We start from the raw sequence: 13714 nt of genomic DNA on the forward strand, positions 1-13714 counted from the left end.
TGTCAGATAGAACCATGTGCTTTGCTTGTATATCTTTGAATGTCAGATACTTAAATATAAACAAGCGCACTGGTTTTATCTATTTTTCCTCCCCAATATTTCAACGTTTTATTAATCGAACTCAGGTTACAATGTTTTTACACCCAATAACGACGGACTCAATGAATGCTTTATCATTAATGGCGTGGAACTTTACGCACAAAGTTTGTTGACTGTTGTGGATCGATCCGGTCATGAAGTTTTCAGCAAGATTGGCTATAAAAACGATTGGGATGGCACCCGAAACGGACAACCTCTGCCAACTGGTGTTTACTACTATGTGCTCGAACTGAATGAACCAAGAGTCGCTTTGGAAAGGGTTAATGGTGATGTCAGCATTATGCGATAGCGCAGGTGTTCTTCAGCCAGCTTGCTCGTAGGCTTCTTTCAACCATCCTATAGTTTCAGCGGAGATTTCTCCGGCAGACTCAAGTTTGATTTTGTGCGAACACATGGAATTAGCCGAGGTGATTTTTTCTAAAACGCTACCAGATTCTGCTCCTTTCAAGTTGATCCCAATTTCGAAGCGGGTTTTAGTAGCGGGTGTGAGCATAGCAAACTGCTTTTTGCGCCGCAGGCTCACGTAGGCCTTTTTCGGCGCTATTTCCACATCGGCGCCAAATTTCTTTATTTCCACCATCAGCTGATCGTAAATGGGCTTTAAAGCCTCTTTACCTTTATATTGTTCTGTAACCAGGTCGGCGAGGTTGGCTACTGAGCCCGCATCGGATCCTTTCGCCTTGTGAGCCACCAAATTGGCGTACCCGTGTGTGAGGCCGTACGTTTCCTTCAAAAGCTTGATTATTTCACCATGTTTCGAAAGTTCGCTGCTTTTTACTAGTGCTATCCATTCATCCAGCGACTTTCCGGAGTTTTTCTCCAGGTTGTCGATCATAGTTTGCGCTGCCTGATCCATTGATCTTTCCGGTTTGATACACTTCGAATATAAGAAGGCTGAATAAAAGATGGTAAACCCGACAACCGAAGCCGCAAAAATGCCACCTCAAACCTAATATTTGGTAGTTTGACCTTTTCAAAGTCATCAACTGCGAGTGTCAAGACCGACCTTAAGCCATACAAGATAGCCGTTTGTCAATCTTTCAGGGGGCTCTTATAATTTTCCTGGGTCGCTCTATTTGTGCTGTATTAAATTACGTATCTTCGGCTTGACGAAATATTCTTTGGCGTTCACAACACAATACCGTTGATCTTCGTTAACGTATACAATTCGACAATGAAGTTGACAAGGACACTATTTGTTGTTACGCTTTGCTTCTGGGGGCTGTTGTCCGTCAGTGGCTTGTCGTTGCCTCAGCACGGAGGCACCAGAGGCGACAATACCGACCATCTTAAAAGCCATATTCTCCATTCTTTCGATCTGCAAAGTGTACTGGCTGGAGAAGAAGTTGAAGATGATATCAGATCCAAAAATCATCTCTCTCACGCAGTTGGTCTCGTTGGAAGCTTTGTTAGAGTTGGCGAATCAGAGTCGCTCAAAAATCAGAAAAGTCCACCTCCCGCAAATGCCTTAAAGGTATTTTCTCTTTACCACCAATTCTTTTAAAATAACTTTTTGAAGCCGGCTCCGGTTTGACCCCGTTCCCCAACATTGGTGCCCGGGAAGATAGTTTTTTTACATCCGATCATTCTCAAAAAGTTATTAAAATGAAGACAATAGAAATATTGGTCGCTTTGGCCATTTTGCTCCCAATCGTGCTGTTCTATGTAAAGAAAAAGCTTAGCTCAAAAAGAACCCCGCCTGATTATTTAAAAAAGATAAGCCAGGAAAACGAGTTGGACATCACAGATTTCGAGGATTTGCCAGGGAAATTTTTGGTGATGGACACGCTCCACAGAAAACTCCTTTTCAGCAGGTATGCCAGCTCCAAAGCGCAGTCGTTGGTGATTGACCTCAGCCGGATACTTAGTTGCCGGATGGAAAAGGAAGTGATTGTTACCTCCGGCCATGCCCACATCGAAAAAATAGGCCTGGTGTTCAAGCACAAGTTTCACAAAGGTGAAGAAGATATTCACATTCCTCTTTATGATAGCCATAAGGATGGAATGGACGAGGCTTTTCACTACTATGAAATAGCCAAAGGGTGGGTGAAAAGAGTAGAGCAAGGTCTTGACAGGCAAGTGCAAGTCAATTGAGTGATAGGTTAACGTACACCCTTTCGGACATTTCGAAAGGGTGTATTTCTAGCTAGCTTTTTATCGTTAGCTGATCTATGATTACCTTTAAATCATGAAAAATTTCCACCGCTCAATACCAGGACTTGCGGCTATATTATTGATTTTTGCATCAGCAGTTCTTTTTGAAGGTTGCAGGGCTTCCCAGTTTAAAACGCAGAAAGCCCGCACAATTAAAAAAGGAAAACCCATACCTTGCCCGCTCAAGGACTGCTAATATTCAATAACTGATATTTGATGCAAAAAATAGTAATTGCTATCGATGGTTACTCGGGTTGCGGAAAAAGCACAACAGCACGAGCCGTTGCTGGTCTTTTGGGTTACATCTACATAGATACAGGTGCCATGTACAGATCGGTTACTTTGTATTTTATTGACAACCATGTTTCGCTTACTGACCCCAGGGCAGTTTCGAAGGCACTTGAACAAATTGATATAACATTTCATTACAATGCTACCAAGAAGGTAAATGAGGTGTATTTGAATGGGTTGAACGTGGAAAAAGAAATACGGGGAATGGACGTATCACAAAAGGTAAGCGATGTAAGTGCCATTAAGGAAGTAAGGCATGCTTTGGTAGCCCAGCAAAGAAAAATGGGCAAGAGCAAAGGGGTAGTGATGGATGGCAGGGATATTGGTACGGTGGTATTTCCTGATGCAGACCTTAAAATATTTATGACAGCCGACCTGTATGTGCGTGCTGAGAGGCGTCAGAAGGAGTTATTGGGCAAAGGCCAGCTTGTGGAGTTGGAGGAAGTGATTGAAAACCTGCGATCCCGAGACGAAATAGACACCTCCAGAAAAGAGAGTCCCTTAAAGAAGGCAGCAAATGCTATTGAAATTGACACCACACATATTACCTTTGAGGAACAAATAGAGCTCATTACCAACCTGGCCACGAGCAAATTAATTTCCGGAGTTGATCGAAACAAGAACTAAAAGCTTGTTTCAAAATTTTGAAATCGATCAACGAAGCAAGTAGGGCAGGAAAAAGCGTTATGAACATTACTATCGACAAAAATTCTGGGTATTGTTTCGGAGTTGAATTTGCCATTAAAATGGCAGAGGATGAAATGGAAGACAATGGCCAGTTATATTGCCTGGGCGACATCGTTCACAACGACATGGAAGTCAGGCGGCTTTACCAGAAAGGGCTCCGGATTATCAGTCGGGACGACCTAAAAAACCTCCGCAATACAAGGGTACTAATAAGAGCACATGGCGAGCCGCCAGAAACTTATCAATTGGCTCTTGAAAACAATATAGAACTGATTGATGCCTCTTGTCCCGTTGTGCTTAAACTCCAGAACAGAGTGAAACACGCCTACGACAGTATGAAAAAGGTAGAGGGCCAGATTGTCATTTATGGCAAAGAAGGTCATGCCGAAGTAATAGGGCTTGCCGGACAAACAAAGGAGGAGGCCGTCATTGTTATGACAGACGAGGACCTGGATAAGCTCGACTATTCGAGGCCAATCACCCTCTTTAGTCAAACTACCAAGTCAACGAAGGGCTTCTATCATATCAAAGCGCTCATAGAAGAGCGCATTCGTGAAAACAAGGGTGAGTTGCGGATTCAGGACTTCGATGCCAACGATAGCATTTGCCGTCAGGTGTCTAACAGAGAGCCTCAAATGAGGAAGTTTTCGGAGGATCAGGATGTGGTGCTGTTTGTTGCCGGAAAAAAGAGTTCAAATGGACGGGCATTGTACGAAGTATGCCTTTCTATCAATCCAAGAAGTTATTTCATTGAGAGCGAAGAGGAGCTGGATTTGAACTGGCTTGCCGACGCTGAAAATATAGGTATTTGTGGGGCTACGTCCACTCCCATGTGGTTAATGGAGAGGGTAGCAGAATTCATTAGGGAAAAAAGTCCTAGTGAACCAACAATTGCTTAAATGTGCTGTTTATGTAAGTGAAAATGAGGGTGGTAAAAAACCTTCGAACGAATAATTTCACTTACCTTTTAGTTGAGTTAAATTTTATTAATTTTGCCACGTTTTAAAGGATTTCGGTCTATTTTACCTATTGAAAATGTCTAAATTCGTAAAGCTCAAAAAAGGGTTTAATATCAATCTCGCAGGCAAGGCCGAGGAAAAAATTGGTGAAATTCAACAACCTGAGACTTTCGCAGTCAAACCAACCGACTTTCAGAGAATTACTCGCCCCAAACTACTGGTCGAAGAAGGAGCCAGTGTGAAGGCTGGTACACCCCTGTTTTTCGACAGACTTCAGGAAAACGTAATGTACACTTCGCCTGTTAGCGGGGAGGTAGTTGAAATTAAGCGGGGTGAGAAAAGAAAGCTTCTTGAGATCAAGATCCTTGCAGACAAGAAAATAACACACGAGCAGTTTACCAAGTTCACGGTATCCGAAATGAGCTCTCTTACAAAGGAAACAGCTACGGAGCTCCTGACTAAGAGTGGTGTATGGCCAAATATTATTCAGCGCCCCTTCGGAAGTATAGCCGACCCAACTGCCACACCGAAGGCGATATTTATTTCAGCATTTGATACCAACCCCCTTTCTCCTAACTATGGTATCTTATTTAAGGGGCAGGATCAATTCTTTCAGGCTGGTATAGATGTTCTTAAGAAATTCACGCCAGGCGTTGTACATGTTAATACCAATGCCGACGCTGAAGTGCTCCCCATGTTTGCGCATGTGAAAGGTGCCGAAGTCAATAAGTTTTCCGGGCCGAACCCTGCTGGCAATGTAGGCGTTCAAATCCACCACCTTGATCCAATTAATAAAGGAGACCTTGTTTGGACTGTTTCGCCTTTTGGTGTTATCCAGATAGGGAAGTTGTTCCTTGAAGGTATATACGATGCTTCTAAAGTGATAGCAGTTTGTGGTTCTGAGGTGAGCAATCCACAGTACTACAGCACATACTCCGGAGCCAATGTAGGCAGGTTCCTAGAAGGTAATCTTAAATCGGATCACGTTAGGGTGATTTCAGGGAATGTGCTTTCAGGCGAAGCTGTTGGTAAAGATGGTTTCCTTGGGTATTATGCAAACCAGGTAACAGTTATCCCGGAAGGAGATAAGGAGGAATTTTTGGGTTGGATACTGCCAACTTTCAATAAGCTGAGCTTTCAAAGAGCATTTGGTCTGTTTGCCAATACAAAAAGAGAGTTTGTATTAGATACAAATACACATGGTGAGCAACGTTCATTCGTTCAGTCTGGCAACCTCGAAAAGGTGCTCCCAATGGATATTTATGTTACCTACCTCATGAAAGCTATTTTGGCTGAGGATTATGACGACATGGAAGCTTTGGGTATTTACGAGGTTATCGAAGAAGACTTGGCACTTTGCGAATTCGTCGATGTTTCGAAAAACGATATCCAGAAAATACTAAGACAAGGACTTGACTTAATTCAATATAGCTAATCGTATTTATGAAGTTCTTACAAGATTTCTTCGATAAACTAAAGCCTTTTGTAGAGAAAGGTGGGAAGTATGAAAAGTATCATACGCTTTATGAAGGCCACAGAACTATTGTGTTTGCCCCGGATTTAACTACCGGAAAGAAAGGTTCCCAGGTAAAAGATGCGGTGGATCTGAAGCGCATGATGTTTACCGTTATCATCGCTATGATTCCGTGCTTGCTGTTTGGCATGTGGAATGTTGGTCATCAGCATTTTCTGGCAACAGGGGTTGAAGCTGAACTAATTGATAAAATATTGATTGGAGCATTGAAAGTGGTTCCTATCATCATTGTTTCTTATGCCGTAGGCCTCGGTGTTGAATTTGTTTTCTGTGTGATCAGGCAGCATCCTGTAAGTGAAGGGTTCCTGGTAACGGGCTTGCTGATACCGCTTGTGATGCCAGCCACCATTCCTCTTTGGCAGGTGGCATTGGCTACTGTGTTTGCGGTAGTTATAGGAAAGGAAGCCTTTGGGGGCACAGGGATGAACATACTTAACGTAGCGCTTGTAGCCAGGGCGTTCCTTTATTTCGCCTATCCAACTGCTATTAGCGGCGAGGTTTGGACATATCTTGGTGACGCTGCGCCAGTAGCAGCCTACTCGGGTGCCACACCTTTGGCAATTGCAGCCAGCACTGTGGGTAACCCTGGGGCTACCCCGGTTGTGGATTTGCTCAACGACTCATGGTCAGCAGGTATTTATGATTTCTGGAATATGTTCCTGGGTATAATGCCAGGCTCAATAGGTGAAACGTCTACTTTGATGTGCCTGATCGGTGCGGCCATTTTGGTTCTGACCGGAGTAGGTAGCTGGAAGATAATTGTGGCGGTTTTTGCTGGTGCTTACTCAATGGGACTTATCTTCAATCTCGTTGGTCTTAATGAGTTTATGTTGATGCCGGCACAGTACCACTGGGTAATTGGAGGCCTGGCTTTTGGTGCCGTATTCATGGCTACGGATCCTGTTACAGCTTCTCAAACTGAAACTGGCAAATGGATTTATGGATTCCTGATAGGATTATTGACAGTGTTGATCCGTGTGTTTAACCCGGCATATCCGGAGGGAATCATGTTGGCGATACTTCTTATGAATGTATTTGCTCCACTTATCGATTATTACGTAGTACAAGCAAACAAAAAACGGAGGCTACAACGTGCGACAGTCTAACGCTTATGTTCTTTTATTTTCGGGAGTGATGACCATCATACTTGGTGGCGCTTTATCACTTGCCTCGGTTGGCCTTAAGCCAGCCCAAACCAAACAGATTGAGCTTGATACCAAGAAGAAAATCCTGGGTGCGGTGATGGATATTTCTAACCTCAAGACAGGAGAGGAAGTATTGGCACTGTATGACAAGCGATTTAAGTCTGTGGTTGTAGATATCAACGGTAATCCGGTTGAGAAGGACGCTAAAGGCAATCCTTTGATCGCTGAAAAGATCGATATTCAGAAGAACCACAAAGTGGACAAGGAAGTGAGAAACTATCCTGTCTTCATGTTTCTTGATGAAAACGATCCATCAAAGGTGGCTGCTTACGTTTTCCCTATGTTTGGCAGCGGTCTTTGGGACTGGATTTCGGGTTATATGGCTCTGGATGGCGATCTGAATACAATCAAAGGAGTAGCATTTGACCATAAGTCGGAAACACCGGGCCTTGGCGCCAGAATTACTACGCCGGAGATTCAGGGACGCTACGTTGGAAAGGAAATATTTGAAAATGGTGATTTGGTATCTGTTACTATGGTGAAGGGAGAAAGTGGCAAGCCACAGGATGCTCACCATGTAGATGGAATGTCGGGTGCAACACTTACTGGAAAAGGGGTGAATGCAATGCTCGAAAATTACCTTTCGTCTTACACTGCATTTATTAAAAAGCAAAAGTCAGCTAGCGGGCAATCTGCAATGGCTTTTTGATTAGAAGAGATTAATAAACACTAAAATCAGTTTGCGATGAGCACTGAAACGCTAGAAAAACCAGTAGTTAAAGAAGCGGAACCTTTATTCTCGAAAAGACGGAAGAAGTTTGTTACCGATCCGCTGAACGACGATAACCCGGTTACTGTTCAGGTGTTGGGTATTTGCTCGGCATTGGCAGTAACGGTGAAAATGCAGCCTACCCTTGTGATGGCGATTGCCGTTACACTGGTAATTGTTTTTTCTAACCTTCTTATTTCGCTTATGCGTACCCTTATCCCCAACAGGGTGCGTATCATCGTGCAACTAGCAGTAGTGGCAACGCTTGTGACATTGGTAAGTGAGGTGCTAAAAGCCTATGCTTTCGATATGTATAAGGTTTTGGGAGCTTACGTTGGATTGATCATCACCAATTGCATAGTAATGGGTCGCCTTGAGGCCTTTGCCCTGGCTAACAAGCCTTATGATTCAATGCTTGACGGTTTGGGTAGTGGCTTGGGTTATTCATGGATTATCCTTGCGGTGGCTTTCTTTAGAGAGCTTTTTGGATCGGCTTCTATATTTGACTTCAAAGTATTTGCCGCCATGGGACTTGACTTTCCGACCAACGGATTGATGGTTGACCCAATCGGAGCATTTATGATACTTGGGTTGATCATTTGGGTACAGAGAACTAAAAACGGTTACGTAGAACACTAAGAACATGGAAGCATTAAACATATTCATTAAGAGTGCATTTATCGATAATATGATATTTGCCTATTTTCTTGGCATGTGTTCATTCCTGGCCGTTTCCAAAAAAGTGAGCACGGCAATTGGTTTGGGTGCTGCAGTAATTTTCGTTTTGGGTATTACCGTGCCGATCAACTGGGTAATGCAGACTTTCATACTGAACGAAGGGGCGCTTAGCTGGCTTGGGGCTAGTTTCGAAACGATAGACCTAAGCTTCCTTACCTTTATCATGTTTATTGCCATCATTGCGGCCATCGTGCAGCTGGTGGAAATGATCATTGAAAAGGCTTCTCCGGCACTTTATGGCTCTCTGGGTATATTCCTTCCCCTGATCGCTGTAAACTGTGCCATTTTAGGTGCTTCTCTTTTCATGATTCAGAGAGACTACACCATCGTGGAGGCAACAGCCTACGGTCTTGGTTCAGGGGTGGGTTGGATGCTCGCCATTGTAGCGCTGGCCGCAGTTCGGGAAAAGCTGAAATATTCTCATGTGCCAGATGGACTTAAAGGCCTTGGCCTTACTATGCTGATTACTGGATTGATGGGAATAGCATTTAAGTCATTTATAGGCATAGCTATTTGATTGCAGCAAAAACAATAACAAAACTTCGATATCAAAGAGGGCTTTGCATTAACTTGCAAAGCCTTTTTTATTGCATATGAGTAGAGTAGTAAGTTATTTCTTAAAGGGATTGGTGTTTGTGGTGCCCCTGGCGCTCACTGTGTATGTGAGTGTGGGAGTAGTGCGATGGCTTGATGGGTTGATTCCAATCGACATTCCAGGCTTGGGTATCCTGGCGATCCTGGCGGGCACGCTCATGATCGGTTACCTGGCTACCTATTTTATCACCAAACCCTTTTTTGAGTATTTTGAAAAGATTCTGAAAAGACTGCCGCTGGTCAATATGATCTATTCGTCGTTTAACGACCTGATGACAGCTTTTGTAGGCGATAAGAGGAAGTTTGATAAAGCTGTAGTGGTCAATATGGATGCACACGGCATACTTCAAAGGATTGGTTTTATAACTAATGAGGATCTCAAAGCAATCAACTTGCCAGGGAAGGTGGCTGTGTATTTTCCCATATCTTACAGCATTGCAGGCGACTTGTATATTGTGGACAGGGCGAATATCACACCACTTGATATTCCTGCTATGGAGATCATGACATTTCTTGTGTCAGGAGGAATGACTGACTCTTTCGGGAAATACAAGAAGAAATTTCGGGATGCCACCAAAAAATGAAACAATTGCTTGTATTGATTCGTTGAGCGACATACATTTGTCCCCATAATTACAAAACAGTTGTTTACAATACTTACATATTGTCCCTCAGTAAACAATTTTAGGCCAAGCACTCCGAGGCCATAGGCCTTGCTATACCCCAGTGGTACCTACGTGGTATCCTCTTCTCCCCCCAGTCTGTTTTTTTCTTTTTTCACAAAACTATTAACCGTAGGGTTTTTTGTCCAATGACACAATTTTCTGTCAGGGTAGCTACAGCTGCCGACGTTCCGTTTGTTGAAACAATCTGCCAGCAGATCGAGGAAAGCGCTCTAAAAAGAGGTACGGGTATCGCCAAACGTTCTCCCGAGTACATAGCTAAAAAGATGTTGGAAAATAAAGCAATTGTGGCCTTTACCAAGAGTGGAGACTGGGCTGGCTTTTGCTATATCGAAACCTGGAGCCATGGCAAGTTTGCTGCCAACTCCGGCCTCATCGTTCATCCGGATTTCCGCAAGGAGGGACTCGCCAAAAGAATCAAAGAAAAGGCGTTCGATCATTCACGTAAAATGTTCCCGAATGCGAAGCTGTTTGGCTTAACCACCAGCTTGCCAGTGATGAAGATCAACTCCGATCTTGGCTACGAGCCAGTAGTCTATTCAGAGCTTACCGAAGACGAAGATTTTTGGAAGGGCTGTGCGAGCTGCGTGAATTACAGCATTCTGATGAGTAAGAACAGAACCAACTGTATTTGCACCGCTATGCTTTTCGACCCAAAAGAACAGTCTGAGAAAAGGTGGAATTTCATTAAGAAGTCAAAGGTTTATGAGCGGTTGGTAAGGCTCAAGCGGGCAGCTTTTCTTAAATTCACGGGCAAGAAAGCTGCTGAGCAGGTGAGCTTGCAGAGAGCTTAGAAAATCATCGGGTAGCATCGTACAAAATATTACTAATGAAGAAGAAAGTCTTATTGGCCTATAGTGGAGGGCTTGATACCTCCTATTGTTTGATCTATTTGCAGTCGTTGGGTTACGAGGTGCACACTGCTCTGGCTGACACAGGTGGGTTTACCAAAGAGGAATTGGATGTGCTGGCAACAAAGGCCAACAAACTTGGTGCGGCCAGCCACCAGGTGCTCAATATTGTGGAGGAGTACTATCAGGAGGGTATCAGGTTTCTGCTGTATGGCAACGTACTGAAAAACCAGGCTTACCCACTGTCTGTGAGTGCTGAGCGTGTTTTCCAGGCCAGGGCCATTGCCAGGCTGGCTAATCAGCTGAATGTGGATGCGATTGCCCATGGTTCTACCGGTGCCGGCAACGACCAGGTTCGCTTCGACCTTGTTTTTCAGGCGCTTTGCCCAGGCAAAGAGATAATAGCACCCATTAGAGAGAAAAAGCTTAGTAGGGAGGAAGAAATCCAATTCCTGAAAAACCACAAGGTAGAGATGAACTTTGATAAGGCCCTTTACTCAGTAAATCAGGGGCTTTGGGGTACGTCGGTAGGAGGAAAGGAAACGCTTGGCTCTAACGGCTTTTTGCCCGAGGAAGCTTTCCCCAGTAAGGTTACTGAGTCGGCGTCAAAGTCCATTGTCATTGAATTTGAGAAAGGACAGCCAGTTGGATTGGATGGAAAGAAAATGAAGTCCGTGGAAGTTATTAAGGCGCTCAATGCGCTGGGCGGCAGTTATGGCATAGGAAGAGATATCCACGTGGGCGATACAATACTGGGCATCAAGGGAAGAGTTGGTTTTGAAGCGCCGGCACCTGCCCTTCTCATCAAAGCCCATCAGGGACTTGAAAAGCATGTGCTGAGTAAATTTCAGCTTCAGATCAAGGAGCAGCAGTCGCTGTGGTACGGGCAGTTGATGCATGAAGGGCTTTGGCTGGATCCGGCTTGCCGCAATTTGGAGGCCTTTCTGGAAAGCTCTCAGGCAAGGGTGACGGGTAAGGTCTTCGTGGTGCTGGCTCCCTATCGCTTTCAGGTGTATGGTATCGAGTCGAAGTTTGACTTGATGAACAATCTGTTTGGTAAGTACGGAGAAATGAACAGCCTTTGGTCGGCAGACGATGCGAAGGGCTTCGCCAAGATATTTGGAGTGCAACAAATGATCATTCAAAAAGTAGGGGAGCATGCCGGAGAGTAAAGAATTGAAGATAACTGTAGGCATATGGGGTGCGGCGGGCTATACTGCCGGGGAGCTTGTTCGGATACTCCTTAATCATCCCAAAGTGGCGCTGAGCCATTTGGTGAGTGAAAGTCAGGCTGGGTCACCTATTACCAGTACTCACACCGATTTACTTGGAGAGACCGATCTGGTGTTTGCTGAGAAGTTTGATACCTGGCCTGATGTCATTTTCTTGTGCAAGGGCCACGGCGCTTCGGTAGGTTTTCTAAAAGAGCAGGCCATCCCCGAGTCAACCAAGGTGATAGACCTCAGTCATGACTTCCGGTTATCGTCCAATCCTTTGGGTTTTGTGTATGGGCTTCCCGAACTCAATGCCGATAAGGTGAAGAAAGCAAGACTGATTGCCAATCCAGGCTGTTTTGCTACAGCAATGGAGTTGGCGTTGCTGCCGGCTGCTTCTGCTGGTTTGCTGAAAAGTGAAATACATATTTCCGGCATCACAGGGTCTACAGGAGCAGGCCAGTCGCTTAGCCCGACCAGCCATTTCACATGGAGAGAAGGTAACATGTCTGCCTACAAAGTGATGGAGCACCAGCACCTGGCTGAAGTGGCTGAAACACTTTCTTTCGCTTCGCTGGCAGAGGTTCCACCCATCAATTTTATTCCTTACCGGGGCAACTACACCAGAGGGATTATCACCACGGCTTATTTCGACTATGCTGGTGATGAGGCAAAACTTGTAAAGCAGTACACTGATTTTTACAAGAAAACGCCCTTCACACATGTCTCCTCTGTGAATCCCGATTTGAAGATGGTAGTAAACACCAACAAGTGTGTGGTTTACCCAAAAAAGGTGGGCAACAAAGCGGTGGTTATTTCTATTATCGATAACCTCTTGAAAGGTGCGTCGGGTCAGGCGGTTCAAAACATGAATCTTGCTATGGGTTGGGAGGAGAGGACGGGCCTCCAGTTGAAGGGAGTGGCTTTCTAGCAAAATAAAAAGCCTTGCAACTTCCCAAAAGTTTGCAAACTTTCGTGACTCATAGTAAACCTACCTAAGCAATGAACAATTTCTTATCCTTAGACGACGTAAGTGACCCGATGGCTTTTGCGAGAGAAGCTATTGAATTGAAGAAGAATCCATTGGCAGACATGCACCTTGGAAGAGGAAAAATGCTGGGAATGGTTTTTTTTAACTCCAGTCTGAGGACAAGAATGAGCGTGCAAAAGGCCGCTTTTAATCTTGGTATACAAACTATGGTGCTCAACGTGGGGGGCGACTTGTGGACACTTGAGACCCAGGATGGGGCCGTTATGAACGGAAAGGCTGCTGAGCATATCAAGGAAGCTGTGCCGGTAATGGCCAATTATTGTGATATACTTGCCGTTAGGTGCTTTCCGGGGCTAGAGAACAGAGATATTGATTCTGAAGAAAAAATTTTGACCGCCTTCGCCACTAAGTCGGGAAAGCCGGTAGTTAATATGGAGTCGGCTACGCTGCACCCCCTGCAATCACTGGCTGACTTGATAACTATACTGGAGCATCAACCAAAGCCGAGGCCAAAGGTCGTGCTTTCGTGGGCGCCTCACATCAAACCACTTCCCCATTGTGTTTCCAATTCGTTTTCTCAATGGATGAATAAAGCTGATGTGGAGTTTGTGATTACCCACCCAAAAGGGCTTGAGCTTGGAACGAAATATACCAAAGGTGCGGTAATAGAGCATGACCAAAAGAAGGCATTTGAAGGGGCAGATTTTATTTATGCTAAGAATTGGTCATCATATAACGACTACGGCAAATTTATGGACGCTCCGGAATGGATCATAGATGCCGAGAAGATGGCGTGGACAAATCAAGCCAGGTTTATGCATTGTCTGCCCGTTCGACGGAATGTGGAGGTGGCCGATGATGTGTTGGATGGGCCACATAGTATCGTCGTGAAACAGGCTGCCAACCGGGAATTTGCTACGCAACGAGTTTTAAAGGAATTATTGAAAGAGTTAAAGCATTGATTTGTATTCAATGAATCATTTTTATTTTAATGAAAATGATATT

At 44.5% G+C, this 13714-nt stretch carries 15 protein-coding genes and 1 pseudogene; 15 read left to right on the forward strand and 1 reads right to left on the reverse strand.

Annotated features, from left to right (window positions below):
- Positions 1-139: 139 nt before the first annotated feature.
- Positions 140-388 (forward strand): annotated as a pseudogene (locus GC130_RS21500) (gliding motility-associated C-terminal domain-containing protein); the annotation flags it as partial.
- A gap of 12 nt (positions 389-400) precedes the next feature.
- Here the strand turns inward: GC130_RS21500 and GC130_RS21505 are convergent.
- On the reverse strand, positions 401-955 hold the full coding sequence (locus GC130_RS21505; RefSeq protein ID WP_152000425.1) for a DUF4287 domain-containing protein: 555 nt from the start codon (positions 953-955) through the stop codon (positions 401-403).
- A 318-nt stretch (positions 956-1273) separates the two neighbouring features.
- Between GC130_RS21505 and GC130_RS21510 the strand changes: the two genes are divergently transcribed.
- The 14 genes from GC130_RS21510 (at position 1274) to GC130_RS21575 (ending at position 13671) form a co-directional block, all read left to right on the forward strand.
- Positions 1274-1603, forward strand: coding sequence for a hypothetical protein (locus GC130_RS21510; RefSeq protein WP_152000426.1), 330 nt, complete (start codon positions 1274-1276; stop codon positions 1601-1603).
- Positions 1604-1704: 101 nt separating this feature from the next.
- On the forward strand, positions 1705-2193 hold the full coding sequence (locus GC130_RS21515; protein ID WP_152000427.1) for a hypothetical protein: 489 nt from the start codon (positions 1705-1707) through the stop codon (positions 2191-2193).
- A 276-nt stretch (positions 2194-2469) separates the two neighbouring features.
- Positions 2470-3171 (forward strand): (d)CMP kinase, encoded by a 702-nt coding sequence (gene cmk / locus GC130_RS21520; protein WP_152000428.1) that lies wholly within the window; start codon positions 2470-2472, stop codon positions 3169-3171.
- 59 nt (positions 3172-3230) lie between these two features.
- On the forward strand, positions 3231-4130 hold the full coding sequence (locus tag GC130_RS21525) for a 4-hydroxy-3-methylbut-2-enyl diphosphate reductase (RefSeq protein ID WP_152000482.1): 900 nt from the start codon (positions 3231-3233) through the stop codon (positions 4128-4130).
- 136 nt (positions 4131-4266) lie between these two features.
- On the forward strand, positions 4267-5625 hold the full coding sequence (locus tag GC130_RS21530; protein ID WP_152000429.1) for a Na(+)-translocating NADH-quinone reductase subunit A: 1359 nt from the start codon (positions 4267-4269) through the stop codon (positions 5623-5625).
- Positions 5626-5633: 8 nt separating this feature from the next.
- Positions 5634-6830 carry an NADH:ubiquinone reductase (Na(+)-transporting) subunit B gene (locus tag GC130_RS21535; protein WP_152000430.1) on the forward strand — a complete coding sequence of 399 codons (1197 nt, stop codon included), beginning with the start codon at positions 5634-5636 and terminating at the stop codon, positions 6828-6830.
- Positions 6831-6858: 28 nt separating this feature from the next.
- Complete coding sequence (gene nqrC / locus GC130_RS21540; protein WP_236582982.1) at positions 6859-7578, forward strand: NADH:ubiquinone reductase (Na(+)-transporting) subunit C; 720 nt, start codon at positions 6859-6861, stop codon at positions 7576-7578.
- Between the two features lie 36 nt (positions 7579-7614).
- Positions 7615-8277, forward strand: coding sequence for an NADH:ubiquinone reductase (Na(+)-transporting) subunit D (locus GC130_RS21545; protein WP_152000432.1), 663 nt, complete (start codon positions 7615-7617; stop codon positions 8275-8277).
- A gap of 4 nt (positions 8278-8281) precedes the next feature.
- Complete coding sequence (gene nqrE, locus GC130_RS21550; RefSeq protein WP_152000433.1) at positions 8282-8893, forward strand: NADH:ubiquinone reductase (Na(+)-transporting) subunit E; 612 nt, start codon at positions 8282-8284, stop codon at positions 8891-8893.
- 76 nt (positions 8894-8969) lie between these two features.
- Complete coding sequence (locus tag GC130_RS21555; protein WP_152000434.1) at positions 8970-9554, forward strand: DUF502 domain-containing protein; 585 nt, start codon at positions 8970-8972, stop codon at positions 9552-9554.
- A 227-nt stretch (positions 9555-9781) separates the two neighbouring features.
- Positions 9782-10447: a GNAT family N-acetyltransferase gene (locus GC130_RS21560; RefSeq protein WP_152000435.1), complete on the forward strand. Its 666-nt coding sequence runs from the start codon at positions 9782-9784 to the stop codon at positions 10445-10447.
- Between the two features lie 35 nt (positions 10448-10482).
- A complete protein-coding gene (gene argG / locus GC130_RS21565) occupies positions 10483-11676 on the forward strand; it encodes an argininosuccinate synthase (RefSeq protein WP_152000436.1) in 1194 nt (397 codons plus the stop codon).
- On the forward strand, positions 11663-12649 hold the full coding sequence (gene argC / locus GC130_RS21570; RefSeq protein ID WP_152000437.1) for an N-acetyl-gamma-glutamyl-phosphate reductase: 987 nt from the start codon (positions 11663-11665) through the stop codon (positions 12647-12649). The genes argG and argC overlap by 14 nt, the downstream gene beginning before the upstream one ends.
- Positions 12650-12720: 71 nt before the next feature.
- Complete coding sequence (locus GC130_RS21575) at positions 12721-13671, forward strand: N-acetylornithine carbamoyltransferase (RefSeq protein ID WP_152000438.1); 951 nt, start codon at positions 12721-12723, stop codon at positions 13669-13671.
- Positions 13672-13714 lie beyond the last annotated feature (43 nt).

This window comes from Imperialibacter sp. EC-SDR9, assembly GCF_902498805.1.
GTDB lineage: Bacteria > Bacteroidota > Bacteroidia > Cytophagales > Cyclobacteriaceae > Imperialibacter.

Bases quoted from the DNA above. Each gene is read 5' to 3' on its own strand.
- GC130_RS21555 (WP_152000434.1), top strand. From the start codon at position 8,970: ATGAGTAGAGTAGTAAGTTATTTCTTAAAGGGATTGGTGTTTGTGGTG.
- GC130_RS21535 (WP_152000430.1), top strand. From the start codon at position 5,634: ATGAAGTTCTTACAAGATTTCTTCGATAAACTAAAGCCTTTTGTAGAG.
- nqrC (WP_236582982.1), top strand. From the start codon at position 6,859: ATGACCATCATACTTGGTGGCGCTTTATCACTTGCCTCGGTTGGCCTT.
- GC130_RS21545 (WP_152000432.1), top strand. From the start codon at position 7,615: ATGAGCACTGAAACGCTAGAAAAACCAGTAGTTAAAGAAGCGGAACCT.
- GC130_RS21575 (WP_152000438.1), top strand. From the start codon at position 12,721: ATGAACAATTTCTTATCCTTAGACGACGTAAGTGACCCGATGGCTTTT.
- argG (WP_152000436.1), top strand. From the start codon at position 10,483: ATGAAGAAGAAAGTCTTATTGGCCTATAGTGGAGGGCTTGATACCTCC.
- cmk (WP_152000428.1), top strand. From the start codon at position 2,470: ATGCAAAAAATAGTAATTGCTATCGATGGTTACTCGGGTTGCGGAAAA.
- GC130_RS21530 (WP_152000429.1), top strand. From the start codon at position 4,267: ATGTCTAAATTCGTAAAGCTCAAAAAAGGGTTTAATATCAATCTCGCA.
- nqrE (WP_152000433.1), top strand. From the start codon at position 8,282: ATGGAAGCATTAAACATATTCATTAAGAGTGCATTTATCGATAATATG.
- GC130_RS21510 (WP_152000426.1), top strand. From the start codon at position 1,274: ATGAAGTTGACAAGGACACTATTTGTTGTTACGCTTTGCTTCTGGGGG.
- argC (WP_152000437.1), top strand. From the start codon at position 11,663: ATGCCGGAGAGTAAAGAATTGAAGATAACTGTAGGCATATGGGGTGCG.
- GC130_RS21525 (WP_152000482.1), top strand. From the start codon at position 3,231: ATGAACATTACTATCGACAAAAATTCTGGGTATTGTTTCGGAGTTGAA.
- GC130_RS21515 (WP_152000427.1), top strand. From the start codon at position 1,705: ATGAAGACAATAGAAATATTGGTCGCTTTGGCCATTTTGCTCCCAATC.
- GC130_RS21560 (WP_152000435.1), top strand. From the start codon at position 9,782: ATGACACAATTTTCTGTCAGGGTAGCTACAGCTGCCGACGTTCCGTTT.
- GC130_RS21505 (WP_152000425.1), bottom strand. From the start codon at position 955: ATGGATCAGGCAGCGCAAACTATGATCGACAACCTGGAGAAAAACTCC.